The following is a 23341-nucleotide window of genomic DNA, read 5'->3' on the forward strand; positions in this document are numbered from 1 at the left end:
CGGTCAGCGCGGCTGGTAGGTCTGGTCCGGCCCGGGGAAGGTGCGCGCGCGCACCTCCTCGGCATAGCGCTGCGCCGCGCTGGCGATGGTTTCGGCGATGTTTTCGTAGCGCTTCACGAAGCGCGGCACCCGCTCGAACATCCCCAGCATATCCTCGGTGACCAGCACCTGCCCATCGCAGCGAGCCGAGCCGCCGATGCCGATGCTGATGGCGCCGATCGCCTCGGTAACGGCCACGGCGATCGGTTCGACCACGCCTTCGACCACCACGGCGAAGGCGCCCGCGGCATCGAGCGCGCGGGCATCGGCGACGATCTTCGCGGCCTCGGCCTCGCTACGGCCCCGGGCGTTGTAGCCGCCCAGCACGTTGACCGCCTGGGGCGTCAGCCCGACATGGCCGATCACAGGGATGCCGCGCGCCACGAGGAAGGCGACCGTCTCGGCCATGGCCTCGCCCCCTTCGAGCTTGACTCCGGCCGCGCCGGTTTCCTTGAGCACCCGCGAAGCGCTGGCGAAGGCCTGCTGCGGCGAGGCCTCATAACTGCCGAAGGGCATATCGACCACGACCACCGCGTGATACGAGCCGCGCACCACGGCGGCGCCATGGGCGATCATCATGTCGAGCGTGACCGGCACGCTGGAGGGCAGGCCATAGATCACCTGGCCCAGCGAATCCCCGACCAGCAGGATGTCGCAGTGCGGATCGAGCAGTTGCGCCTGGCGCGCGGTATAGGCGGTGAGCATGACCACCGGCTCGGCGGTGTGCCCATCCTGCTTGCGCTTGCGGATGGCCGGGATGGTCAGCCGCTTCATCGGCGCGGGCGTGGGATGGGCGCGGCTGGTGCTCGTATCGAGCTGGAAGGTGGTCGACATGACCTGCTTCTAGCCGGTGGCGGGGTAATCGCAAAGGGAGGGGGGCGCAAAGGGCGGGGCACTGCGCCGCCCATCGTGCCCGGATGGGGCCTGGGCCGGGATATTGGGGACAAAACGCCGCGGCCCCTTGCGCGCCGGCTTGCCCGCGCTAGCGTCCGGGCCATGCGTGCCGGACGGCGATCCGGTCTGTAATGAGGGGTGGCTTGCGGTGATATTCGGACGCGTGAAACCGCTGGATGCGATCCTGGCCACGGCCGAGAAGAAATCGCTCCACCGTTCGCTGGGGGCTTTCCAGTTGACCATGCTGGGCGTGGGGGCGGTGATCGGCACCGGCATCTTCGTGCTGACGGCGGAAGCCGCGCAGAAGGCCGGGCCGGGGATGCTGCTCAGCTTCATCATCGCCGGCCTGGTCTGCGCGGTGGCGGCGCTGTGCTATTCGGAAATGGCCGCGATGGTCCCGGTTTCCGGCTCGGCCTATACCTATTCCTACGCAGTGATGGGCGAACTGATGGCCTGGCTGGTGGGCTGGGCGCTGGTGCTGGAATATGCCGTGGCGGCGGGCGCCGTGGCGGTGGGCTGGTCGGGCTATTTCGTGGGCCTGCTCAAGGGCTATGCCGGGATCGAGATTCCGCACGTCCTGACCAATGCCGATGCCTTGATCGCCCAGATCAAGCTGGCGGCGGGCGCGGCCAATACCGATGCGATCCAGACCGCGATCGCCACCGGCGGGATGATCAACCTGCCGGCCTTCCTGATCTCGCTGCTGGTCACCGCGCTCCTGGTGCTGGGCACCAGGGAGAGCGCGGCCTTCAACGCGGTGCTGGTGCTGGTCAAGGTGACCGCGCTGACCCTGTTCTGCGTGCTGGCCCTGCCGGTGATGAACTCCGAGCATTTCCACCCCTTCGCGCCGCTGGGCTTTGGTGGCGTTTCGGCGGCGGCGGCCTCGATCTTCTTCGCCTATGTGGGCTTCGACGCGGTGTCCACGGCGGCCGAGGAAACCAAGAATCCGCAGCGCAATATGCCGATCGGGCTGATCGGTAGCCTGGGCATCTGCACGGTGTTCTACCTGCTGGTCGCCTCGGGCGTGATCGGCTCGGTGGGCGCGACCCCGCTGCTGGATGCCTCGGGCAAGGGCATCTCGCCCGGCAGCACCGAACTGGCCGCCGCCTGCGCCGCCCAGGCGAAGGAAGTCGTGGTCTGTTCCAAGGAGGCGCTGGCCTGGACCCTGCGCGAGATCGGGTGGAAGCAGGTGGGCAACCTGGTGGGCCTGGCCGCCGGCTTCGCGCTGCCCTCGGTCATCCTGATGATGATGTTCGGCCAGACCCGCATCTTCTTCGTGATGAGCCGCGACGGGCTGCTGCCCGAACGGCTGAGCCGGGTTCACCCGAAGTATCACACGCCGCACGTGGTCACGATGATCACCGGGGTCTTCGTGGCGCTGTTCGCCGCGCTGTTCCCGGTGGGCGCCCTGGCCGACATCTCCAATTCGGGCACCCTGTTCGCCTTCGCCATGGTGGCGATCGCAGTGATGGTCCTGCGCCGCACCGATCCCACGCGCCACCGGCCGTTCCGCACGCCGGCGATCGGGCTGGTCGCGCCGCTGGCCATCGCCGGCTGCCTCTACCTGTTCTTCAGCCTCTCGGCCTATACGCTCGAACTGTTCGCGGGCTGGGCGGTGATCGGACTGGTGGTCTACTTCGCCTACAGCCGCCACCACAGCCATGTCGGCCGCGGGCTGGTCGAGGTGCACGAGGACGATCCGGACGCGCCGCCGCAGCCGGTCCCGCCGGTGCCCGGCGCGCACACGCCCGGCTACAAGGACGCCTGACGGTCCTGCGCCGCGGCCGGCCGGCGCCGGCCGCGGCGCGCGCTAGATCCGGGTCTCGGCGTAGTCGCCCTTGATCCGGTCGGTCACGTCGAGTCCGAGGGCCATGCGAACCGCGTTCAGCGCGCCGATCCGGCCCGACCAGATCGCCGCCGGGCCAAGGTCCATGCGGAGCATCAGCAGGGCGGGATCGTCCTTGCCGCCCTTGAACCAGGCGGCGACCGTGGGGTTCCACTCCTTGTCGAGCCGGGCGCGGTCGGTTTCCTCCACCAGGGTGCCGGAAAAGCGAGCGAAGAGATCGTGGCCCTTGGCGACGAAGGTGGCCGTGGCCGGGCCGCCGCTGGCGAAGTGATTGTCGCGCGAGGTGAAGAACCAGATCGCGTGGCTCGCGTGCCGGTCAAGCTGGGCGGTCATCGGCGCCGCCGTTGCGGGCGCGCTGTCGAGCTGGAGCATGACGAACGGCGATTCCGCCATCGCATCCCAGAACCTGTGGCGCAGTTGCGCCGGGTCGCCCTGTTCGTATCGCATGGAACCGTCCTTTCCGTTTGTCGCCGGTCGTACCGGGAGAACGGGGGCGGGCGGGCGCGGGTTCCCCGGGCGCCAGGCGGCTCAGGCGGAAGGCGGGTCCTGGCGGCGGATCTCGCTGATCCGCCCGTCGAGCATCGACACGCGGATATCGGCCAGCGCGGCGATCTCGAGATCGTGGGTGACGCAGACCACGGCGCGGCCTTGCTGGTGCGCCAGGTCGCGCAGCAGGTCGACCACCCGGGCCGAGTTCACGCTGTCGAGATTGCCGGTGGGCTCGTCGCCCAGCACCAGCACGGGATCGTTGGCGAGCGCGCGGGCGATGGCAACGCGCTGGCGTTCGCCGCCGGAAAGCTTGTCGGGCGGCTTGTCGGCCTTTTCCGCCAGGCCCATGGCGGCCAGCAGGTCGCGGGCGCGGGCCTCGGCCTGGGGCTGGGCGAGCCGGCCGAGGCGGCGGATCGGCAGCATCACGTTTTCCAGCGCGGTGAATTCGGGCAGGAGGAAGTGGAACTGGAAGACGAAGCCGAACCGTTCGAGCCGGATGCGGGCGCGCTCGTCGCCCGAGAGCGGGGTGACGTCCTGGCTATCGAGCAGGAGCCGCCCGGAGGTGGGGCGGTCGATCAGGCCGAGGAGGTAAAGCAGCGAGCTCTTGCCGCAGCCCGAGGGGCCGACGATGGCGGTGAACTTGCCCGGCTCGATTCCGAGGCTGGCCTCGGCCACCAGGGTGACCGGCGGATCGCCCGGCAAGGCCCGGCCGATCCTGTCGGCGACGAGGACCGGATCGCTCATATCGCGCCCCGCAGGATGTCGACCGGATCGACCTGCGCGCTTCTGCGGGCCGGCAGCCAGGCCGCGACGATCCCCGCGGTGAGCGAGGCGGCGGCGGCGATCAGGTATTGCCGGCTGCTGCGGTCGATCGGCAGGCGCTGGGTGTCGCCGGTGATCGGGAATTCGAGCGAGCCGAGAATGCCCATCAGCAGGTAGCCCAGCCCCCAGCCCAACAGGACTCCGACCACGGCCAGGGCCAGACCCTCGAACACGAAGACGAGTTGGAGATCGCCCTGCGAGAAGCCGATCGAGCGCAGGATCGCGATGTCACGGCGCTTGTCGGCCACGGAATTGGAGACGGCGGTGTAAATGCCGAAGCTGGCGACCAGCAGAATGGCCGAGACGACCGTATACATGATGACATTGCGGGTGAGCAGCAGGCCGAGGAAATCGGCCGAGCGTTCCTGCCAGGACTCCGCCTTGTAGGCATGGCCCTGTTCGAGCTGTTTCGCCACGGCTTCGGCATCGTAGGGATCGACCAGCTTCACCCCGATGCGGTTGATGACGAAGGGCCGGCCAAGCAGCGACTGGGCCTCGCGCAGCAGCATATAGCCGGTGCCCGAGCCGAGCTGCATCTGCCCGCGCTTGAACAGGCCCACGATCTTGAGATTGCGGGTGCCGCCGCGTGCCGAGGTGGCCGCGACGATATCGCCCATGCCAAGGGCGAGGCGCTGGGCCTGGTCCTCGCCGATGATCACCCCGCCCTGGACCCGTTCGAGATCGATCAGCCGGCCCACCCGCAGCTTGTCGGAAATGGTGCTCACGCGGGTTTCGATCAAGGGATCGATGCCGACCACGGCCAGGCCCTCCTCGCGCCCGCCAACGCGCAGCGTGACCGCGCCCGACAGGCTGGGACTGCCGATCGCGCCGGGGATGCGGTCGATCTCGCGCAGGATCGCCTGCCAATCCTTGATCCCGCGCACTTCGCTGCGAACCTTGTAGCCATGCAGCACAACCGCACCGCCCGCTGCACCCCCACCGAAGGCGGCCACGCCGGGCTGGGGCGGCGGGCTGCGGCGTTCGTCGGAAATGATGATGTGCGGCGCGGTATCGATCAGCGTCTTCACGAAGTCGGCCTGGCTGCCGACCATCAGCGCCGAGACGGCGAGGAAGAAGCCCACGCCCACCGCAACACCGCTGACCGCCACCGCGGTCTGGCGGCGCCGCATCAACAGGTGGCGGGATGCGATGTGGACGAGCAGGCCCAGCCGGCCGGCGAATGGCCCTCGGGCCACTCAGCGTGCTCCCCTGGCGGCCTGGCCCTTGACCTTGCGGCCTTCGGCCAGGCCTTCGGGCGGCTTGTCGACCAGGCTATCGGTGGCGGACAGGCCGGCGAGCACTTCGACCGCCTCGCCGCCGGCAATGCCGGTGCGGACCTCCTGGCGGTGGGCGCGGCCATCGCGCACCACCCAGACCGCGCCGGCCGAAACCGCGCTGGCCGGAACCAGCAGGGCGCGGTCCTTGCGGCGGGTGACGATGTTGACTTCGAGCGAGAGGCCCAGCGGCAGGTTGGCGGCCGATGCGGGCAAAAGCCGCACGCGGAAGGCGCGCTGGGCCGGATCGCCGCCCGGGGTGATTTCCGCGACGCGGGCCGGGATGGCCCGGCCGGGCATGGCGTCGGTCGACATCAGCGCCTGCTGGCCGGGGGCGACGCGGGCAATGTCGCGCTCGTCGATGGTGGCGTTGATCCGCACCCGCGCGGGATCGCCAAGCAGGGCCAGCACGCGGGTGGGGGTGGCCAGTTCGCCCGGTTCGACATCGCGGCGAGTGACCACGCCATCGATCTCGGCGCGCACCACCAGCTGGTCCTGCCGGGCACCGGCGGTGGCCTGGGCGGCGCGGGCGACATCGGCATTGGCCACGGCCTGGTCACGCGCGGCCCTGGTGACCCAGCCCTGGCGGAACAGGGTGACGGTGCGGTATTCGGTCTGCTCGGCGGCGCGGCGCTGGGCAGCGGCCTGGGCCAGGAGCGCGCGCTGTTCGTCGTCCGCCAGCAGGAACAGCGGCTGGCCGCGAGTGACGCGCTGGCCTTCCTCGACCAGAACCCTGGCCACCGGGGCGGTGATCCGCGCCTGGACCGATACCGGTTGCTGCGCCTCCACGAAGCCGGTGCCATAGACCAGCTCGGTCGCCGCGCCGTAATGGGGATGCACCAGGGTCACCGCGATGGCCCCCGTGCGCCACCAGGCCGCCCCGCCAAGGCCGGCCAGCACGACGACGCCGATGAGCAGCCCGGTTCTGGACAGTTTCACGCGCAGCGGCCCTCCATGCGGACGGTATGTAGCGTGCCAACCGGCCATTGCACAATCCGCAACCGCGCGCGGCGCGGTCATCCCCGGATCAGACTGGCCGGATCAGACCGGTTCAAGCGCGTAGCCCGCCGAGCGCACGGTCCGCACCGGATCGGGCGCCGCCGCCTGTTCGATCGCCTTACGCAGGCGGCGGATGTGGACATCGACCGTCCGCAGTTCGATGTCGCTGTCGTTGCCCCAGACCGCGTCGAGCAACTGCCCGCGCGAGAAGACCCGGCCGGGATGCTCCATGAAATGGCGCAGCAGGCGGAATTCGGTCGGGCCGAGCGAGAGAGCCTGCCCGCGCCGGGTGGCGCGGTGCGCGGCGGCATCGAGCGTGAGGTCGCCGACTTCCAGCACCTGGCCGGCCAGCGCCGGACGGATCCGGCGCATGATCGCATTGACCCGGGCCACCAGTTCGCGCGGGGAGAACGGCTTGGTCACATAGTCGTCAGCGCCGGTTTCGAGGCCACGCACCCGATCGTCCTCGGCGCCGCGCGCGGTGAGCATGACGATCGGCACGTGGGCCGTCGCCTTGTCGCGGCGCAGGCGGCGGCAGACCTCGATCCCGCTGGTGCCCACGATCATCCAGTCAAGGATGACGACATCGGGCACGTCCTCGGTGGCAAGCAGCAAGGCCTCGTCGCCATCGTCGGTGCGGGTGACCTCGTAGCCTTCGGCGCGGAAGCGGAACTCGACCAGTTCGGCGAGCGCGGCGTCGTCCTCGACCAGCAGCAATTTGGCCCCCGCCATGATGCCTAGCCCTCCTGACGATCGTCGCGGTCGGTCAGGTAGGTTCCGGTGGCGGCGAAATAGACCATCTCGGCCACGTTGGTCGCATGGTCGCCGATCCGCTCGACGTTGCGGGCGACGAACAGCAGTTCGGCCGCGCTGGTGATCGAGGCGGGGTTTTCCATCATGTGGCTGACCAGGTTGCGGAAGATGCTGTCGTAGAAGGCATCGACCTTTTCATCGGCGTGGACCACTTCGCGGGCGAGCACCGGATCGCGGGCGGCAAAGGCGGTCATCACGTCGTGGACCATTTCGCCGGCGATCTCGGCCATGGCCGGGATCAGGGTGAGTGGCTCGAACTTGCGGCGGTTTTCCACGCGCATCGCGCTCTTGGCGATGTTCTTGCCATAGTCGCCGATGCGTTCGAGCACGCCGGCGATCTTGAGCGCGGCGATCACCTCGCGCAGGTCATCGGCCATCGGCGCGCGCAGGGCGATGATCCGCACCGCCAGCCGGTCGATCTCGGCCTCCAGCGCGTCGATCTTCTTGTCGCGGGCGATGACCCCGTTGGCGAGCTGCTCGTTGCCCTTGATCAGGGCTTCGATCGCCTCGTTCAGAGCCACTTCGGCAAGGCCGCCCATCTCGGCGATCAGGCCGCGCAGGCGGGTGATGTCCTCGTCGAAGGCCTTGACGGTATGTTCCTGGGCCATGGGCCATCCTTCTCGCGTCAGCCGTAGCGGCCGGTGATATAGTCCTTGGTCCGCTCTTCGCGGGGATTGGTGAAGATGTCGGAGGTCTTGCCGTATTCCACCATCTTGCCGAGGTGGAAGAAGGCGGTGCGCTGCGAAACGCGGGCGGCCTGCTGCATCGAATGGGTCACGATGACGATGGCGTAGCGGCCCTTCAGCTCGCTGATCAGCTCCTCGATCTTGGCGGTCGCGATGGGATCGAGCGCGGAGCACGGCTCGTCCATCAGGATGACCTCGGGATCGACCGCGATGGCGCGGGCGATGCACAGGCGCTGCTGCTGGCCGCCGGAAAGCGCGGTGCCGCTGTCGGCCAGGCGGTCCTTCACTTCCTCCCACAGGCCGGCGCGCCTGAGCGAGCGTTCCACGATCCCGTCGAGTTCGGTCTTGCCCGAGGCCAGGCCGTGGATGCGCGGGCCATAGGCCACATTCTCGTAGATCGACTTGGGGAAGGGGTTGGGCTTCTGGAATACCATGCCGACCCGCGCACGCAGTTGCACCACGTCCATGCCCGAACGGTAGATGTCCTCGCCATCCAGCTTGATCGCGCCTTCCACCCGCGCCGAGGCGATGGTGTCGTTCATGCGGTTGAGTGTTCGCAGGAAGGTGGACTTCCCGCAGCCCGAGGGGCCGATGAAGGCGGTGACATATTCGGTCGCGATGTCGATCGAGACGCTGTCGAGCGCCTGCTTGTCGCCATAGAAGACCGAGACGTCCTGGGCCGAGATCTTGGCCTCGACGGGATCAAGTTCGTGGTAAGTGGTCACCGGCTTGTCACCAACGTTTCTCGAAGCGGTTGCGGAGGTAGATTGCGAGGCTGTTCATCGCCAGGAGGAACAGCAGGAGGACAATGATCGCCGCGCTGGTGCGTTCGACGAAGCCGCGGTCGATCTCGTCGGACCACAGGAAGATCTGCACCGGCAGGACCGAGGCGGGCGAGGTCAGCCCTTCGGGCGGGGTGGCGACGAAGGCGCGCATCCCGATCATCAGCAGCGGCGCGGTTTCGCCCAGCGCCCGGGCCATGCCGATGATCGTGCCGGTGAGAATGCCCGGGAGCGCGAGCGGCAGGACATGGTGGAACACCACCTGCACCCGGCTGGCGCCGATGCCGAGCGCCGCATCGCGGATCGACGGCGGCACGGCCTTGATCGCATTGCGCCCCGAGATCACGATCACCGGCATGGTCATCAGGGCCAGCGTCATCCCGCCGATCAGCGGGGCCGAGCGCCAGTTGGGAAACAGGCCGAGGAAGACCGCCAGCCCGAGCAGTCCGAAGATGATCGAGGGGACCGCCGCGAGGTTGTTGATCGAGACTTCGATCAGGTCGGTCCACCGGTTGCGGGGGGCATATTCCTCAAGATAGACGGCCGAAAGCACGCCGATCGGGAAAGCGAGGGCAAGCGTGACCAGCATGGTCATGATCGAACCCTTGAGTGCGCCCCAGATGCCCACTTCCTGGGCATGGGTGGCATCGCCGCGGGTGAGGAAGCCCCAGTCCCAGTTGCGTTGCAGCTTGCCCTGGGCGGCCAGGCTGGCGGCCAGGGGGCGCAGTTCCGGCGGGCCTTCGCCGCGCAGGGCCGCGGCCATGTCGTCGGACACGGGAAGCCAGACGGTCGCCTTGCGGCTGAGCAGGCCGGGATCGCGGACCAGCCTCTGTGCAACTTCGCGCCAGGCGCCGGTGTCCACTTCGGTGGCGGCCTGCGGACCGTCGCCCTGAGTCGCGGCAAAGGCCACCACGGCGGGCAGGCCCGCACCTTCCAGCACGCGCTCGGCCTCGCTGCCCCGCAACTGCGCCGGGTCCACCGTCAGCGCGCCGCTGGCAAAGTCGATCTCGACGGCCAGCTCGGTGCGCTTGAACCCGCCCACGCCGTTGCTGGCCATGTCGAACAGCAGGAAAACCAGCATGGCCACGGAAAACAGGATGGCCGCAAGGCCGAGCAGGCGGAACCGGCGCTCGGCGGCATAGCGTCGCTTCAGCCGGCGGGCCTTGTTCGCGGCGTCGCTGGCAGCAGCCTGGGCCGCGCGGGGAAGGGTGAGATCACTCATAGGCTTCGCGGAACCGTTTGACGACGCGCAGGGCGATGAAATTGAGACCCAGCGTCACCAGGAACAGGACCATGCCCAGCGCAAATGCGGCGAGCGTGGCGGGGTGGTCGAAACTGCCCTCGCCGGTGAGCATGGCGACGATCTGGAAGGTCACTGTGGTCATCGATTCGAACGGATTGGCGGTCAGCCGCGCGGTGGCGCCGGCGGCCATGACCACGATCATGGTCTCGCCGATGGCGCGGCTCACCGCAAGCATCACCCCGGCGACGATGCCGGGGAGGGCGGCGGGAACCAGCACGCGGGTGATCGTTTCATAGCGGGTCGCGCCCATGGCAAGGCTGCCATCGCGCATGGCCTGGGGGACGGCGGCGATGGAATCGTCAGCCATCGAGGAAACGAACGGGATGATCATGATCCCCATGACCAGGCCAGCCGCCAGCGCGCTTTCCGAAGAGGCGCCGGCAATGCCGATGGCCTTGCCGAAATCCCGGATCATCGGGGCCACGGTCAGCGCGGCAAAGTAGCCGTAGACCACGGTGGGCACGCCGGCGAGAATTTCCAGCAGGGGCTTGATCCAGCGGCGCAGTCCGGCCGAGGCATATTGGGTGAGGTAGATCGCGCTCATCAGACCCAGCGGGATCGCCACGATCATGGCGATGATCGCGCCGATGAAGATCGTCCCCCAGAACAGTGGCAGCGCGCCATAGGCATCGCCGGTCGATGCCCCCACCGTCGCCATCGGATCCGGCGACCAATGGGTGCCGAACAGGAACTGCACGGGAGAGATGATCTGGAAGAAGCGGAAGGTCTCGAACATCAGCGAGACAAGGATGCCGAAGGTGGTCAGGATCGCGACCATTGATGCGCCGAGCATCCCGGTCATCACGATCCGTTCAACCTGGGTACGGGCCGTGAAGTCCGGCCGGATGCGAAGGAATGCCAGGCCGCCGCCCACCAGCGCGAGCAGCAGGGTCACCGCGATGCCGATCGTGCCGTACAGGTGCTGGGCCTGGGTGAAGGCTGGCACCAGCGCGCGCGACAGCGGGTCGAAAGCCATGTCGGTGGTGCCCGAAGCCAGCGCGCTCGCCTCGGCCAGGATCGCCTCGCGCTTCATCCCGAAGGCCGGCAGGGCGCCCGCAGCCTTGTCGCGCAGCACACTCGCCAGCACCAGGCCGGGCGCAACCGCCACCCAGGCCAGCGCGAAAATCGCGGCCGGAACCCCCGCGCACAGCGCCACGAACCAGGCGTGCTGTGCGGGCAGCGAATGCATCCCCAACGGCCCGGCCGCTGCGCGCAGCGCCCGGGCGCGGGTACGCGCCACCAGCCATCCGATGAGAGCCAGTCCGAGGACAAGCACGAAGGGGACGACTGGTGGCACGCTATGCGGTTCCTGACCTGGTTGTGCTTACTTGAGGGCCGAAGGGTCGAGCAGGGTGAACTCGGCCGCGACCTTGGCATTGGTGGCCTGGACCGCCTCGGGCGAGACGACCATGCCCTGCTTGGCCAGCAGGCCGCCCTTGCCCCACGACTTGGCCCACTCGGCGACGAATTCGCGCAGACCCTTGATCGCGTCAAGATGCGCGGCCTTCACGTAGATGTAGAGCGGACGGGCGCCGGGGTAGCTGAAGTCGGAGATCGACTGGTAGGTCGGGACCACGCCATTGATCGTCAGGCCGCGCAGCTTGTCGGCGTTTTCTTCCAGGTAGCTGAAGCCGAAGATGCCCACGGCGGCCTGGTTGGCCTCCAGCTTCTGCACGATCAGGTTGTCGTTCTCGCCGGAGTCGACATAGGCGCCATCGGTCCGCACTTCGGTGCAGATCTTGTCGTGCTTGTCCTTGTCGGTCTCCTTCAGCGCGGCCATGGCCGCATCGCTGTCGCAGCCCTTGGCCAGGATCAGCTCCTTGAGCGCGTCACGCGTGCCCGAGGTCGAGGGGGGGCCATAGACGAGGATCGGCTCGTGCGGCAGGGCCGGGTCGATGTCGGACCACAGCTTGGCGGTGTTCGGCTTGCCGAACGGGTTGGCGGCCAGCGCCTTGTAGATGATCGCCGGGGTGAGGGCGAACTTCGACGGCCCCGAGGCCGCCTCGGCGAAGGCCACGCCGTCAAGCCCGACCTGGATCTCGATGATCTTGTCGACACCGTTCTTGGCGCATTCTTCGTATTCGGACTTCTTCATCCGGCGCGAAGCGTTCTCCACGTCGGGGAAGTCGGCGCCCACGCCCTTGCAGAACAGCTTCATGCCGGCGCCGGTGCCGGTCGATTCGATGATCGGCGATTTGATCGCGGAATTGTCCTTGGCGAGGGCATCGGCCACCGCCTTGGCGAAGGGATAGACGGTGGACGAACCGACCGCGCGAACCTGGTCACGGGTGGCGCTCTGCGAACCGCCGCAGGCGGCGAGCAGGGCGCAGAGCGCGGTGGCGGCGGCAAGCTTGAACGAATTCCTGGGCATCACGATTTGCTCCGTACCAAAGGGCGTTGGCCCGCCTCTGTTGGAGTTCGATGACACTTTCATGACACGGATCCGACCTTGCGGAAATTTACGCTGACCGTGGTGCCCTGGCCCAGCTTGCTGGCGATGTCGAGCCGGCCGCGATGCCGCTCGACGATGTGCTTGACGATGGCCAGCCCCAGCCCCGTTCCGCCCGAGGCGCGGCTGCGGCCGGGATCGGCGCGGTAGAACCGGCGGGTGAGGTGGGGCAGGTGCTGGGGCGCGATGCCGGGGCCGCGATCGGTGACCCTGAGGACAATGCCGGCAGCCGTATCGTCGCCCAGTTCCACGATCACCGGCTCGCCGGGGTCGCCATATTTCAGGGCATTGTCGATGAGGTTGCGGACAAGCTGCTCCAGCTGGGCGCGATCGCCGGGCAGGGGCACGGGGTCGGCGGGGACCGTCATAACGATCCGCTCCTTGCCGGCCAGGGCCGCCAGTTCCCCGGCCACCTGGCGCACCAGCCCCGACAGGTCGACCGGCTCGATCGGAGCCTCGTGCTTCTCGGCCTCGATCTGGGAAAGCGACATGAGGTCGGTCACCAGCGCCTCCATCCGCCGCGCCTCGCGCAACACGGTCTGGAGGAATTTCTGGCGGGTCGGCTTGTCCACCGCCGGGCCGTCCTCGGCCAGGGTTTCGACATAGCCGATGATCGCGGCCAGCGGGGTCCGCAGCTCGTGGCTGGCATTGGCGACGAAATCGGTGTGGGCGCGGCTGACGTCGGCCTCGGCGGTGCGGTCGGCCATCTCGATCAGCCAGGTGTCGCCATCGATCTGGCGGCGGGTGAGCTGCCACAGGCTGCGCGCCCGCACGAAGCCCGCGATCGTCAGGCTCTCGCCATCGGCCATGGCCAGCAGCCGCAGGGCTTCGGGATGGCGCAGCGCGATCCGCGCGTCCTGGCCCAGGATATGGCCGCCCAGCAGCGCGCGCGCGGCGCGGTTGGCATTGGTGATCCGTTCGCCGGAGAGAATGACCAGCGGCACGCCGATCGGTTCGATCGAGGCCTGCCGCGCTTCCTCGCGCAGTTCGACCGTATCGACCCGGACGGTCGCCGGCTCAGGCTCCGGGCGGACCAGCCACAGCGAGCCGAGCCACAGGACAAGCACCGCCAGCGACAGCCACCAGCCGGTGCCGGCCAGCAGCAGGCCTATGGCGCCCGTGGCGGCCAGGGCCATGCCGGACCAGGGAGGGGATGGCCTGCGCGTCATCGCGCGCTGCCTTAGCCGCGTGGCCGGGGGCTGACCAGCCGCGCTGTAATAGGTCCGAAAGGGAGGCAGTTCCCGCAGCGATGGGGGAGAGCGCTGGTAACCTCGCGGGCGGAACGGTGGGGCGTCTTCCGGGAAAGTCCGGGGCGGGCGCGCCAAAAAGGCAATGGAGTGCGGGGCATGGCATCAGCAAACGCGGAACGACCGGAGAATCGCGAATCGGACAGTGGCGAATCAGGGGGCCGCAATCCCGGCGTCACGTTCTCCAATTCGTCGGCAGCGGCCAATCTCACCCGCAGTCTCACCGAAGGCGATGGACCCGGCGCCTATCTCGTCACCTTCGATGTCCTCAAGGCCAGCGGCGGCGGCGCGAAGGCCAGGGTCTGGTCGGTGGATGATGGCACCAAGGGGGATGACAATGCGCCGGTCGCCGTCAACAAGGCCTTCGCCGCCTACAACACCGGCCTGCTCTGGCAGGATGCGGTCGGCGCGGTGGAAACCAGCAATGCCGGCGCGCGCTTCTGGATCACCGCCAGCGGCGAAGTGAAATACGATGCCTCCGCGCTCGCCCCCCAGATCAACGCGCTGGCCCTGGGCGAAGTGTTTACCGATACCATCCAGTACACGATCCGCCTGGCCAACGGCACGCTGTCGGTCGGCAGGCTCACGGTCAACATCGCCGGCACCAACGATGCGCCGGTGATCACCAGCGCGGTCCAGGCCGGCACCGTTCAGGAAGACACGGCGCTCCAGGCCACCGGGCAGATCACCGCCAGCGATGCCGATCACGGCGCCACCGCCGCCTTTTCCGGCAATGCCACCGGCGCCTATGGCAGCTTCGCGGTCGATCCGGTCACCGGCAAGTGGACCTACACGCTCGACAATGCCCACCACCAGGAACTCGCTGCGGGCGAAGTCCACACCGAAACCTTCACCGTCACCGTCACTGACGATCATGGCGCCACCGCCACCCAGGACATCACCATCACCGTGGTGGGGACCGACGATCTTGCCGTGATCCAGCCGGGCGGCAACAGCGGGGCGGTAACGGAAGATGGGCCGGGAACCGCCCAGGGCAATGTCCAGAGCACGGATATCGATTCGCCGGCTGACCAGTGGGTGGCGGCCAGCCATTCCGGCGGGGCGCACTACGGCACCTTCGCCGTGGGCGCCGATGGCCAGTGGACCTACGTGCTCGATCAGGCCAATGCCGCGGTCGATGCGCTCAACGATGGCGAAAGCCTGACCGACCAGTTCACCGTCGCCACGGCCGATGGCCAGACGGTCACCGTGGCGATCGCCATCAACGGCCACTCCGATGTCCTGCCCGATCCGAACGACCATGACGATCTCGGCGATCCCGGCAACAACCGGATCGTCGATCACGATGCCAGCGCCACGATCTACGGCGGCGCCGGCAACGATTCGATCTACGGCAACAACGGCGAGGATCTGCTCTACGGCGGCTCGGGCAATGATCTGCTCGATGGCGGTGCCGGCTTCGATACGCTCTACGGCGGCAGCGGCGACGATCGGCTGATCGGCAAGGAAATGCACGATCTGCTCATCGGCGGCAGCGGCAACGATACCATCACCTCCGGCCTCGGCCTCGGCGCCGACCGTATCGCATACCTCTCGCTTGACGATGGCGCCGACGTCATCACGGATTTCGTCCACGGCGGGTTGCAGGCAGACCTGATCGACCTCTCGGCCATCGATGCCGATAGCGGCACCGCGGGCGACCAGGCCTTCGCCTGGAGCGGCACCGTGGCGACGGCGCACGGCGTGTGGTTCGAATATGTCGCAGGCGCCAGCAATCCCGACGGCAGCCTCGGCGCCACCTTCGTCCATCTGGATGCAACCGGCGATGCCCTGGCCGACCTGTCGATCCAGCTGGTCGGCAATGTCGGCCTGACCGCAGCCGATTTCATCCTCTGACGGCCTGGCGGCGCCCCCCGCAAAGGCGCGCCGCCACCGCCCGCAAGCCGGTCAGCCCCGCGCATCATCTCGATGTGTGTGGCTGACCGGAACATTTGCCTCACGGGCAACCGAAAATGAACGGCAACCCCATGGACGGGCGATCACCGCTGCTGACAAGTGCGCCGCTCTGCCAAGCCCGGACGAGGGCGGGAACGTCCTGCCGCTGTCCAGCCGTAAGGGGTAGGGCAAGGTGTAGGCTGCACGGCGGCGCTAGCGGCTCTGGAGCGCCCTCAGGAGAGCGGAACGGGGTCTTTCGGCATGGCGGGCGGACCGTTGAAGCTGCGGCGCTCAGGCGGGCGGCTTCTCGCATAATCAGGGAGTGCGCTGTCCGTTAATGCGGACCTCCGTTGCGGGAATCGTTACTTCGGTAGATAAGGCACGAATCACGGTGGCGGCGTATGGACGGAATACTTGCATGGTGGATAGCCATTGCTGTGGTGGCCCTGATCTATCGTGATCTGATCGGGCAAGCCCTGCGGCGTATGAACCTCCAATTCCTCGCCAAAACGTGGAAGCTGGTTTGCCGACTGTTGTGGTCGGCTCCGATCTGGCTGACGCTGACTGTCTTTTCCTCCGCCCTGCTTCACGAAATATTCCCCGGCGAGCCGGTTTACATCTTCAGCGGTAGCTGGATTGTGGTTGTGCCTGCCCTCGTATGGGGCGTGGTTATCGGCTGGATTATGTTGGCAGGTCTCACAGGCTCGCAATCCGCCGTGGAGGGCGACACAATTGACCGGCGGATCGATGCTCTTTTCGCGAAAGTAGGGGCCGGCTTAGGGCGCGTGATGCGATACGGCGCATGGCTCGTTGCGGCTGGCGTTGCCGTGGGGGCAATTGTCCTAGTCAGCTTGTGGGCGAACCAGAGTATTGCAGACATGTCCACGAATGAGGCGATCATCGTTGGCGCGGTCATTGTTGCAATAGCCGTCTCATCGACGCGGCGGGCCTAAGGACAGGTTTGATTATGGTCCGATACATTTTGGCGGCAGGCGCTTTGGTTGTGCTTGCAGGTTGTGCTCACCAGCTTGCAGACCTCGCCGCCTACGATCCTCCGGGGTTTTTGTCGGGGATATGGCACGGAATGATCGCACCATTCGCGCTGATCGCGCACCTGTTCGACTCCACGGTTCGGATTTATGCCTTTCCGAATTCAGGCGGCTGGTATGACCTGGGTTTCATAATCGGCATCGGCGGAATTTCCGGCGCAGGGGTGCGGGCCTGAGCGCCGATCCATCCGCGCTTATTGCCGAGATATTGCCGAAATGGCCAGCCGGGCAGGCCTGATTGGCAACTAAACCACTGATTTTGCGTGGTGACCCCTACGGGAATCGAACCCGTGTTTCAGCCGTGAGAGGGCCGCGTCCTGACCGCTAGACGAAGGGGCCACTTGTGCCGTCCGATCATCCCCGGTGGCCTTGCGGCGCTGGAAGATGGTGACCCCTACGGGAATCGAACCCGTGTTTCAGCCGTGAAAGGGCCGCGTCCTAACCGCTAGACGAAGGGGCCATATCGGCTTGCGCCGTGGCGAGGCCGGGCCTTTACGGGGCAGGGAAGGCGGGGTCAAGCCCCAGAATTGCCGATTGGGAAGAGAGATCGGCAGCCACCGCGCAAGCGCCCCGGCCGTCCCGGAAATTCTCGTGCGGCCAGCCTGGCGCGCTTGCCCGAAGCCGGCCCTTTCCGGCGGGTTCGCTCATCCTTGCGGAACCGGCGGCGGCGAGGTGTCGGCGCGCCCGGGCACCAACCGGTTGGCCTTCACCTGCGCGCACCCACCCGATCACACCCAAACCCGCCTTCAACCAGCCAGCCAGGCGGCGTCCTCGATGTGCAGTTCGGCCGCCGGGCGGCTGCCCCAGTCGTCGATCTTGGGCCGGCCCGCCAGCCACAGCCGCTTGTCGCGCGGACCGTGGAGCAGGGCCTGGCCCAGGTCGCTCTCGGCCTGGCGGAAGGCGACCGCCTTGAAGCTTGCGCCATCGTCGCCGCGCACGATCAGCCGCACGTGGTTGGTGCCCACCACGTCGGCCTTGACCAGCCGCAGCGGCCCCACGGCCACGCGCGGCGCCGGCCAGCCCACGCCAAAGGGGCCGGCGCTTTCCAGCCCTTCGACCAGTTCCGGGGTCAGGCCGCGCGGCGAGAGGCTGAGATCGAGCAGCAGCACCCGCTCGGCCGAGGCGGCAGCGACATCGGCGCCAAGCCGCGCGTCGAGCCAATCGGCCAGGGCGTCAATCTTGTCGGCCGCGATCGTCAGCCCGGCGGCCATGGCGTGGCCGCCGCCCGCCACCAGCAGCCCGGCCTCGCGCGCGGCGATGATGGCGGCGCCAAGGTCCACCCCGGTGATCGATCGGCCCGAGCCCTTGCCCAGCGCCGCACCGGAGCCGGCCTCGTCGTCGCCCAGCGCGATGACCAGGGTCGGCTTGCCGGTCTTTTCCTTGATCCGGCCGGCCACGATGCCGATCACGCCGGGATGCCAGCCTTCGCCGGCCAGCACGACCACCGCGCGGTTGTGCTGGCTGGGCAGCTGGGCCTCGGCCGCTTCCTGCACCGCCTGCTCGATCGCCCGGCGCTCCTCGTTGAGCGCGGAAAGCTGGGCGGCGATGGTGCGGGCTTCCTCCGGGTCCTGCGTGGTCAGCAGGCGCACGCCCAGGCTCGATTCGCCCACCCGGCCGCCGGCATTGATGCGCGGGCCAAGGGCAAAGCCGAGATCGCTGCAGGTGGGCGCGCGATTGAGCCGGCTGGCATCGATCAGCGCCGACATCCCCACGTTCTCGCGCCGCGCCATCACCTTCAGCCCCTGGGCCACCAGCGCGCGGTTGAGCCCATGCAGCGCGGCGACATCGGCCACGGTGCCCAGCGCCACCAGGTCGAGCAGGGCGAACAGGTCAGGCTCCGGGCGTCCAGCGGTGAAATGGCCGGCCGCGCGCAGGCGGCGCACGGTTTCCACCGCCAGCAGGAACGCCACGCCCACTGCCGCCAGATGGCCATGGGCGAGGCCCACATCGCTCTCGTCGAGCCGGTTGGGATTGACCAGGGCGGCGGCGCGGGGAAGCTCGGGCGGACACTTGTGGTGGTCGACCACGATCACGTCGACCCCGGCCTCGTGGGCGCTGGCCAGTGCCTCGTGGGCCATGGCCCCGCAATCGACCGTCACGATCAGGCTCGATCCCTCGCGCGCCAGCCGCACCAGCGCCTCGGCGGAAGGGCCATAGCCTTCGAGCAGGCGGTCGGGGATGTAATAGCGCGCGGGCAGGCCCAGCGCAGCGAGCAGGCGCAGCAGCAGGGCGGCGCTGGTGGCGCCATCCACGTCATAGTCGCCGAAGATGGTGACCGTCTCGCCGCCCAGCACGGCCTGGGCCAGCCGTTCCGCCGCCGGAACCATGTCGCGAAAGGCAGCGGGATCGGGCAGGAAATCGCGCAAGGTGGGCCGGCGGTGCCGATCCAGGTCTTCGCGCGGGACGCCGCGGGCGAGGAGAAGCTGGGCCAGCAGGTCGTCCCCCATGGCGAAGGGGGCATCATCGCCCAGCGCCATGTTCCCGCCGCGCCAGAGCCATTGCCGGCCCCCAAGCGATTGCCCGAACTGGCTGGCGGAAAGCGATCGCATGGTCATGGCTCCCGGCTAACCCATCGCCAGCCCCAAGAGAAGGGTTCCCACCTTGCCAGGGTGTTGATAGCCCTGCGCCGGCCGGGCATCCGGTTGGCGCGGTCCTGCCGGCGCTGGCCGGCGTTGCAGAGAAACGCGGGGCGGAGAAGCACGGAAATGCTGGCGATCATCTGGCACAGTCGCACCGGAGCCAGCCGGCAGCTGGCGGAAGCGGCGGGCGCGGGCGCGGCGCTTGCCGGGGCCGTTCGGACGATCCCGGCCGAACAGGCCGGCGCCGCCGATCTTCTCGCCGCGCACGGCTACCTGTTCGCCTGCCCGGAAAACCTCGGCGCGATGTCGGGCGCGATGAAGGAGATGTTCGATCGCTGCTATTATCCTCTGCTCGGCCAGGTGGAGGGGCGGCCCTATGCCACGATCATCGCCGCCGGCTCGGACGGGCGCGGAGCCCAGGCCCAGATCGACCGAATCGTCACCGGCTGGCGGCTGCGACGGGTGGCCGAGCCGATGATCGTCAATCTCGGCGCGCAGACGCCGGAGGAGATATTGACAGCCAAGAAAGTACCAGCCCCGGCGCTGGATGCGGCCAGGCGCTTGGGAGAGGCGCTTTCGGCCGGTCTGGCCCTGGGCATCTTCTGAACCGCAGATAGGTTCAAAACGGTACGGGTCCTATCCACAGGACTCGACGCGGGGCCATTTTGTGCCATTGGTTCGCCAATGGACAGGGCTGGCGAAAGGTTCGCCTCGTGGCAGGAGGGCATTGCAGTGCGCCGTGAGGCGGGTCTGACGCTGTTTTTCGCGCCCACGGCAGGTGGCACGGATGCGGAAAGGCTGCCCGGCCGTCCGGCGCGCCCGGATGCCGATGCCATTCGCGCGCTGGCGGCGGAATCGGGCAAGGTGGTGTCCTTCTCGATCAGCCACCAGCCCAAGGATCACCCCTATTGGGTCGAACTGCTGGCACTGGGCCTCACCTTCGATCTGCGCGGCCTGGCGCCGGGCATCGGCGCCCAGGTGGCCGCGCCTGGCCATGCCTTCGGCCTGCCCCTGGCCGATGCGCGCGGGCTGGAATGCGTGGTGCTGCGAACCGGGCCGCATCTTGCCTCGGCCGGTTCGCTCATGCCGATCGTGCGGACCATGGCGGCGCTGGGCTGCGAACTCGCCAGCTTGCCCGGGCTGGTCGGCATCGGCTGGGAACCGGCTGGCACGATCATGGCGCCTGATTATTTCCGCACCACGGCCGGCGCCTGGCTCGAAGGCGGGGCGTTCCCGGCGCTGGGGTTCACCGCGCTGGCGCGCTCGCCGGCCGGGGCCATGCGAAGCATCGGGCTGGGCTTCTTCCTCGGCCATGAGCTGGAACTGGCCGCCCGCCCCGGGGAATCGCCTGCCGATACCGCGCGCCTGGCAGTGCGGCTGATTCACGATTTGGTGCAAAATGGTTCCTACAGCCCCGGAGACCATGAAGGTCCCACGGGAGACGTGCTGCATTGCAGCTTCAACGCCGACATGAGCCTCCTGCACATCGTCAGGTAACCCCGCGCACCGGGGCCAGTCTCCGTGTGGTCAGCCTGGCCGTGGCGCGGGGCGCTGGTCCCGGCGGGCCGATGCCGCGCCCGAGGCCGCTTTCGGGATCGGTGTCGCCGCCTGTGTGGGGGACAAGGCCGGGGACCATTCCGCGCAGCCTCCCGCGCTGGTTCCGCGACCTGGAAGTCGTTCTGAACCTTGCGTTGTCGGGCTATTCGGCAAAGCGCCTGGCCGTGGCAGCGCAATTTGCGTCGGCCCGGTTCCCGGCGCCATGTCCGGGGCCGCCGTCGTGCTAGGGGCCGATCATCAGGCCAGTCTCGGGCAGGGCATTGCCGGGCAGGGCATTGCCGGGCGGGGCGGTGTCGGGCGGGCCAGCTTGCCGTTCCGCGCGGTCAACCGCCCGGGTGCTGGCGGGCATGATCCCGGGCTTCAGCGCCATCACCTGTTGCCGCGTCAGCTGGTCGGCGTGCCCGGGCTGTCGCGCCTGTTCGACCGGCTGGGGCGCGAGGCGATCGGGTTTGATGATTTTCGCCGCAACGGCCTGTTGCTGCCTGCGAGCGAGAAGGCAGCGCGCATCCTCGGCCTGCCGCTGCATCGCGGGCCGCACCGGCACTACAACCGCATGGTCATCGACCGCGTTGGCCTGATCGAGCGCGGCTGGGCGGGCGAGCGCAGGCGCGACGACGAGGCGGCGCTGGGCACCGTGGCCTTCCGGTTGCGGCTGCTCCAGAACGCCTTGCGCCGGCGCCTGTTGCAGCCGGGGCCGCGCCGCGTGGTGCTGAACGGGCGCGATCCGGCCCTGGCCGACAGCGCCTTTGCCGAGCTTGATGCCATGGCCGATCTGCTGTGGACCGAGGCCGAGGCGGTCGATCCGGGCGGTTGGTGATCCCGTCCGCCCGGATCGCTCCGGTTTTCAGCCCTGGGCGGTCGCCGCCGCGTTGGCCGCGCTGAGCACCGCGCGGACGCCGGCCGTGGCCACGTCTTCATCGATCCCCACGCCCCAGACGGTGCGGCCATCGGCGGTCACGCATTCGACATAGGCCGCCGCCCGCGAATCCGCACCCTTGCCCAGCGCGTGCTCGGAATAGTCGCGGATCTCGATCGGCACGTTGAAGCTTTCCGCCAGGGTCGCCACGACCGAGGAGATCAGGCCATTGCCCCGGCCCGAAACGGTGTGGGCCTTGCCGTCCACCCCGATCTTGCCGGCAAAGACCCGGCTGCCATCGGTGGAGCGCATCTCGTTGTAGTCGAGCAGCTGGAAGTGCTGGGGTGCGTCGAGCCGGTAGGTCTTGCGGAACACGTCCCAGATGTCGCTCGCCTGCAGTTCGCGGCCCAGCTCGTCGGCCAGGTCCTGGACGTAGCGGCTGAAGTGCGCCTGCATCCGCTTGGGCAGCTTGAGCCCCTGGTCCTGCTCGATCACCCAGGCAAAGCCGCCCTTGCCGCTCTGCGAGTTGACGCGGATCACCGCCTCGTAGGAGCGGCCCAGGTCCGCCGGGTCGATTGGCAGGTAGGGCACGGCCCAGAGCTGGTCGTTGCGGGTTTCCTGCGCGGCGAAGCCCTTCTTGATTGCGTCCTGATGGCTGCCGGAAAAGGCGGTGTAGACCAGTTCGCCGCCATAGGGGTGGCGTTCGGGCACGGCCAGCTGGTTACAGTATTCCACCGTCTGGATGACTTCGTCGATGTCGGAGAAATCCAGTTTCGGATCAACGCCCTGCGTGTACATATTGAGGCCGACCGTGACGAGGCAGCAGTTGCCCGTGCGCTCGCCATTGCCGAACAGGCAGCCTTCCACGCGGTCGGCGCCAGCCATCAGGCCCAGCTCCGCCGCGGCAACGCCAGTGCCGCGATCGTTGTGGGTGTGGAGCGAGATCACCGCGCTCTCGCGATTGGGCAGGTTGCGGCAGAAATACTCGATCTGGTCGGCATAGATGTTGGGCGTTGCCGCTTCCACCGTGGCCGGCAGGTTGAGGATGATCGGCTTTTCGGGCGTCGGCTGGAGGATCTGCATCACCGCCTCGCAGCATTCGATGCTGAAATCGAGTTCGGCGGTGGAGAAGGTTTCCGGCGAATATTCGAAATGCCAGTCGGTCTGCGGGAAGCGCGCGGCATTGTCGCGCAGCATCCTGGCCGCGCTGGCCGCGATCTCCTTGATCTGCGGCTGTTCCATCCCGAACACCACCTGGCGCCACAGCGGCGAGACCGCGTTGTAGACGTGGACGATGGCCGAATGGACGCCGGCCAGGCTCTCGAACGAGGTGGCGATCAGGTCCGGGCGGGCCTGGGTCAGCACCTGGACCTTCACGCCCTCGGGAATGCGGCCATTGTCGACCAGGGCGCGGATGAAATCATACTCGGTCGCCCCGGCGGCCGGGAAGCCGACCTCGATCTCCTTGAGGCCGACCTTGAGCAGCAGGTCGAAGAACCGGTTCTTCTTTTCCGCCCCCATCGGATCGATCAGCGACTGGTTGCCATCGCGCAGGTCGGTCGAGAGCCAGCGCGGTGCCCTGGTGATCGTACGGCTGGGCCACTGGCGATCGGGCAACTGGATCTGGGGGAAGGGGCGGTACTTGACCGAAGGGTCTTTCAACATGGTCATGATCGGAACTCGGGTGGCTTGCAGGCAACTTGCAGTGCCGTTGCAATCTGTTTGCAGTGGAGGCGGTGCTGGCTCCCTTGGGCGCCGCAC

23 protein-coding genes and 2 tRNA genes are annotated in these 23341 nt (G+C 68.2%); 8 read left to right on the forward strand and 17 right to left on the reverse strand.

The window, feature by feature from the left end:
* Positions 1-3: 3 nt before the first annotated feature.
* Positions 4-873 carry a 3-methyl-2-oxobutanoate hydroxymethyltransferase gene (gene panB, locus ACFOD9_RS11220; protein WP_379510204.1) on the reverse strand — a complete coding sequence of 290 codons (870 nt, stop codon included), beginning with the start codon at positions 871-873 and terminating at the stop codon, positions 4-6.
* Between the two features lie 208 nt (positions 874-1081).
* Here panB and ACFOD9_RS11225 point away from each other — a divergent pair, with 208 nt between their 5' ends.
* Positions 1082-2701: an amino acid permease gene (locus tag ACFOD9_RS11225; protein ID WP_379510205.1), complete on the forward strand. Its 1620-nt coding sequence runs from the start codon at positions 1082-1084 to the stop codon at positions 2699-2701.
* A gap of 42 nt (positions 2702-2743) precedes the next feature.
* Here the strand turns inward: ACFOD9_RS11225 and ACFOD9_RS11230 are convergent, their stop codons facing one another.
* From ACFOD9_RS11230 to ACFOD9_RS11280, 11 genes are all read right to left on the reverse strand, one after another.
* The gene (locus ACFOD9_RS11230; protein ID WP_379510206.1) at positions 2744-3226 is read right to left on the reverse strand and encodes a pyridoxamine 5'-phosphate oxidase family protein; all 483 of its coding nucleotides are present in this window, start codon (positions 3224-3226) and stop codon (positions 2744-2746) included.
* An 81-nt stretch (positions 3227-3307) separates the two neighbouring features.
* The gene (locus ACFOD9_RS11235) at positions 3308-4012 is read right to left on the reverse strand and encodes an ABC transporter ATP-binding protein (protein ID WP_379510207.1); all 705 of its coding nucleotides are present in this window, start codon (positions 4010-4012) and stop codon (positions 3308-3310) included.
* Positions 4009-5286 (reverse strand): ABC transporter permease, encoded by a 1278-nt coding sequence (locus tag ACFOD9_RS11240; protein WP_379510208.1) that lies wholly within the window; start codon positions 5284-5286, stop codon positions 4009-4011. Before ACFOD9_RS11240 ends, ACFOD9_RS11235 begins: the two co-directional genes overlap by 4 nt.
* Positions 5287-6303: an efflux RND transporter periplasmic adaptor subunit gene (locus tag ACFOD9_RS11245; protein WP_379510209.1), complete on the reverse strand. Its 1017-nt coding sequence runs from the start codon at positions 6301-6303 to the stop codon at positions 5287-5289.
* A 102-nt stretch (positions 6304-6405) separates the two neighbouring features.
* Complete coding sequence (gene phoB / locus ACFOD9_RS11250; protein WP_379510210.1) at positions 6406-7095, reverse strand: phosphate regulon transcriptional regulator PhoB; 690 nt, start codon at positions 7093-7095, stop codon at positions 6406-6408.
* Positions 7096-7100: 5 nt separating this feature from the next.
* The gene (phoU, locus tag ACFOD9_RS11255; RefSeq protein WP_379510211.1) at positions 7101-7784 is read right to left on the reverse strand and encodes a phosphate signaling complex protein PhoU; all 684 of its coding nucleotides are present in this window, start codon (positions 7782-7784) and stop codon (positions 7101-7103) included.
* Between the two features lie 17 nt (positions 7785-7801).
* The gene (pstB, locus tag ACFOD9_RS11260; RefSeq protein ID WP_379510212.1) at positions 7802-8587 is read right to left on the reverse strand and encodes a phosphate ABC transporter ATP-binding protein PstB; all 786 of its coding nucleotides are present in this window, start codon (positions 8585-8587) and stop codon (positions 7802-7804) included.
* A gap of 7 nt (positions 8588-8594) precedes the next feature.
* Positions 8595-9866, reverse strand: coding sequence for a phosphate ABC transporter permease PstA (pstA, locus tag ACFOD9_RS11265; RefSeq protein WP_379510213.1), 1272 nt, complete (start codon positions 9864-9866; stop codon positions 8595-8597).
* Complete coding sequence (gene pstC, locus ACFOD9_RS11270) at positions 9859-11244, reverse strand: phosphate ABC transporter permease subunit PstC (protein WP_379510214.1); 1386 nt, start codon at positions 11242-11244, stop codon at positions 9859-9861. Before pstC ends, pstA begins: the two co-directional genes overlap by 8 nt.
* A 27-nt stretch (positions 11245-11271) precedes the next feature.
* Positions 11272-12318 carry a substrate-binding domain-containing protein gene (locus ACFOD9_RS11275; protein ID WP_379510215.1) on the reverse strand — a complete coding sequence of 349 codons (1047 nt, stop codon included), beginning with the start codon at positions 12316-12318 and terminating at the stop codon, positions 11272-11274.
* Between the two features lie 59 nt (positions 12319-12377).
* On the reverse strand, positions 12378-13565 hold the full coding sequence (locus tag ACFOD9_RS11280; protein ID WP_379510216.1) for a sensor histidine kinase: 1188 nt from the start codon (positions 13563-13565) through the stop codon (positions 12378-12380).
* A 177-nt stretch (positions 13566-13742) separates the two neighbouring features.
* On the opposite strand from ACFOD9_RS11280, the gene ACFOD9_RS11285 reads away from it, so the two are divergent.
* The 4 genes from ACFOD9_RS11285 to ACFOD9_RS11300 all read left to right on the forward strand — a co-directional run bounded on the left by ACFOD9_RS11285 (position 13743) and on the right by ACFOD9_RS11300 (position 16764).
* Complete coding sequence (locus ACFOD9_RS11285) at positions 13743-15500, forward strand: VCBS domain-containing protein (RefSeq protein ID WP_379510217.1); 1758 nt, start codon at positions 13743-13745, stop codon at positions 15498-15500.
* Positions 15501-15631: 131 nt separating this feature from the next.
* Positions 15632-15877, forward strand: a complete 246-nt coding sequence (locus ACFOD9_RS11290) for an HGGxSTG domain-containing protein (protein ID WP_379510233.1) — start codon at positions 15632-15634, stop codon at positions 15875-15877.
* 63 nt (positions 15878-15940) lie between these two features.
* The gene (locus ACFOD9_RS11295) at positions 15941-16492 is read left to right on the forward strand and encodes a hypothetical protein (protein ID WP_379510218.1); all 552 of its coding nucleotides are present in this window, start codon (positions 15941-15943) and stop codon (positions 16490-16492) included.
* Positions 16493-16506: 14 nt separating this feature from the next.
* On the forward strand, positions 16507-16764 hold the full coding sequence (locus tag ACFOD9_RS11300; protein WP_379510219.1) for a hypothetical protein: 258 nt from the start codon (positions 16507-16509) through the stop codon (positions 16762-16764).
* An 88-nt stretch (positions 16765-16852) separates the two neighbouring features.
* Here the strand turns inward: ACFOD9_RS11300 and ACFOD9_RS11305 are convergent.
* The 3 genes from ACFOD9_RS11305 to recJ all read right to left on the reverse strand — a co-directional run bounded on the left by ACFOD9_RS11305 (position 16853) and on the right by recJ (position 19137).
* Positions 16853-16927: transfer RNA gene (locus tag ACFOD9_RS11305), tRNA-Glu, on the reverse strand.
* 46 nt (positions 16928-16973) lie between these two features.
* Positions 16974-17048: transfer RNA gene (locus ACFOD9_RS11310), tRNA-Glu, on the reverse strand.
* Positions 17049-17334: 286 nt separating this feature from the next.
* Entirely contained in the window at positions 17335-19137 is a 1803-nt protein-coding gene (gene recJ, locus ACFOD9_RS11315; RefSeq protein ID WP_379510220.1) for a single-stranded-DNA-specific exonuclease RecJ, read from the reverse strand.
* A gap of 156 nt (positions 19138-19293) precedes the next feature.
* On the opposite strand from recJ, the gene ACFOD9_RS11320 reads away from it, so the two are divergent.
* Both ACFOD9_RS11320 and ACFOD9_RS11325 read left to right on the forward strand, forming a co-directional pair.
* A complete protein-coding gene (locus ACFOD9_RS11320; RefSeq protein ID WP_379510221.1) occupies positions 19294-19773 on the forward strand; it encodes a flavodoxin family protein in 480 nt (159 codons plus the stop codon).
* Between the two features lie 78 nt (positions 19774-19851).
* Positions 19852-20664 (forward strand): hypothetical protein, encoded by an 813-nt coding sequence (locus ACFOD9_RS11325; protein WP_379510222.1) that lies wholly within the window; start codon positions 19852-19854, stop codon positions 20662-20664.
* 283 nt (positions 20665-20947) lie between these two features.
* Here ACFOD9_RS11325 and ACFOD9_RS11330 read toward each other — a convergent pair whose 3' ends face one another.
* Positions 20948-21094, reverse strand: coding sequence for a hypothetical protein (locus ACFOD9_RS11330; protein WP_379510223.1), 147 nt, complete (start codon positions 21092-21094; stop codon positions 20948-20950).
* A gap of 6 nt (positions 21095-21100) precedes the next feature.
* Here ACFOD9_RS11330 and ACFOD9_RS11335 point away from each other — a divergent pair, with 6 nt between their 5' ends.
* On the forward strand, positions 21101-21541 hold the full coding sequence (locus ACFOD9_RS11335; RefSeq protein ID WP_379510224.1) for an AHH domain-containing protein: 441 nt from the start codon (positions 21101-21103) through the stop codon (positions 21539-21541).
* A gap of 27 nt (positions 21542-21568) precedes the next feature.
* Here the strand turns inward: ACFOD9_RS11335 and leuA are convergent, their stop codons facing one another.
* A complete protein-coding gene (gene leuA, locus ACFOD9_RS11340) occupies positions 21569-23251 on the reverse strand; it encodes a 2-isopropylmalate synthase (RefSeq protein WP_379510225.1) in 1683 nt (560 codons plus the stop codon).
* Between the last annotated feature and the right edge of the window lie 90 nt (positions 23252-23341).

It is taken from the genome of Novosphingobium bradum, from assembly GCF_042646485.1.
Classification (GTDB): Bacteria; Pseudomonadota; Alphaproteobacteria; order Sphingomonadales; family Sphingomonadaceae; genus Novosphingobium; species Novosphingobium bradum.

Excerpts from the sequence above, each read along its gene's own strand:
- panB (WP_379510204.1), bottom strand. The coding sequence starts at position 873 with ATGTCGACCACCTTCCAGCTCGATACGAGCACCAGCCGCGCCCATCCC.
- ACFOD9_RS11230 (WP_379510206.1), bottom strand. The coding sequence starts at position 3,226 with ATGCGATACGAACAGGGCGACCCGGCGCAACTGCGCCACAGGTTCTGG.
- ACFOD9_RS11235 (WP_379510207.1), bottom strand. The coding sequence starts at position 4,012 with ATGAGCGATCCGGTCCTCGTCGCCGACAGGATCGGCCGGGCCTTGCCG.
- phoB (WP_379510210.1), bottom strand. The coding sequence starts at position 7,095 with ATGGCGGGGGCCAAATTGCTGCTGGTCGAGGACGACGCCGCGCTCGCC.
- phoU (WP_379510211.1), bottom strand. The coding sequence starts at position 7,784 with ATGGCCCAGGAACATACCGTCAAGGCCTTCGACGAGGACATCACCCGC.
- pstA (WP_379510213.1), bottom strand. The coding sequence starts at position 9,866 with ATGAGTGATCTCACCCTTCCCCGCGCGGCCCAGGCTGCTGCCAGCGAC.
- ACFOD9_RS11275 (WP_379510215.1), bottom strand. The coding sequence starts at position 12,318 with ATGCCCAGGAATTCGTTCAAGCTTGCCGCCGCCACCGCGCTCTGCGCC.
- ACFOD9_RS11280 (WP_379510216.1), bottom strand. The coding sequence starts at position 13,565 with ATGACGCGCAGGCCATCCCCTCCCTGGTCCGGCATGGCCCTGGCCGCC.
- ACFOD9_RS11285 (WP_379510217.1), top strand. The coding sequence starts at position 13,743 with ATGGCATCAGCAAACGCGGAACGACCGGAGAATCGCGAATCGGACAGT.
- ACFOD9_RS11290 (WP_379510233.1), top strand. The coding sequence starts at position 15,632 with ATGGACGGGCGATCACCGCTGCTGACAAGTGCGCCGCTCTGCCAAGCC.
- ACFOD9_RS11295 (WP_379510218.1), top strand. The coding sequence starts at position 15,941 with ATGGACGGAATACTTGCATGGTGGATAGCCATTGCTGTGGTGGCCCTG.
- ACFOD9_RS11300 (WP_379510219.1), top strand. The coding sequence starts at position 16,507 with ATGGTCCGATACATTTTGGCGGCAGGCGCTTTGGTTGTGCTTGCAGGT.
- recJ (WP_379510220.1), bottom strand. The coding sequence starts at position 19,137 with ATGCGATCGCTTTCCGCCAGCCAGTTCGGGCAATCGCTTGGGGGCCGG.
- ACFOD9_RS11320 (WP_379510221.1), top strand. The coding sequence starts at position 19,294 with ATGCTGGCGATCATCTGGCACAGTCGCACCGGAGCCAGCCGGCAGCTG.
- ACFOD9_RS11325 (WP_379510222.1), top strand. The coding sequence starts at position 19,852 with ATGGACAGGGCTGGCGAAAGGTTCGCCTCGTGGCAGGAGGGCATTGCA.
- ACFOD9_RS11330 (WP_379510223.1), bottom strand. The coding sequence starts at position 21,094 with ATGGCGCTGAAGCCCGGGATCATGCCCGCCAGCACCCGGGCGGTTGAC.
- leuA (WP_379510225.1), bottom strand. The coding sequence starts at position 23,251 with ATGACCATGTTGAAAGACCCTTCGGTCAAGTACCGCCCCTTCCCCCAG.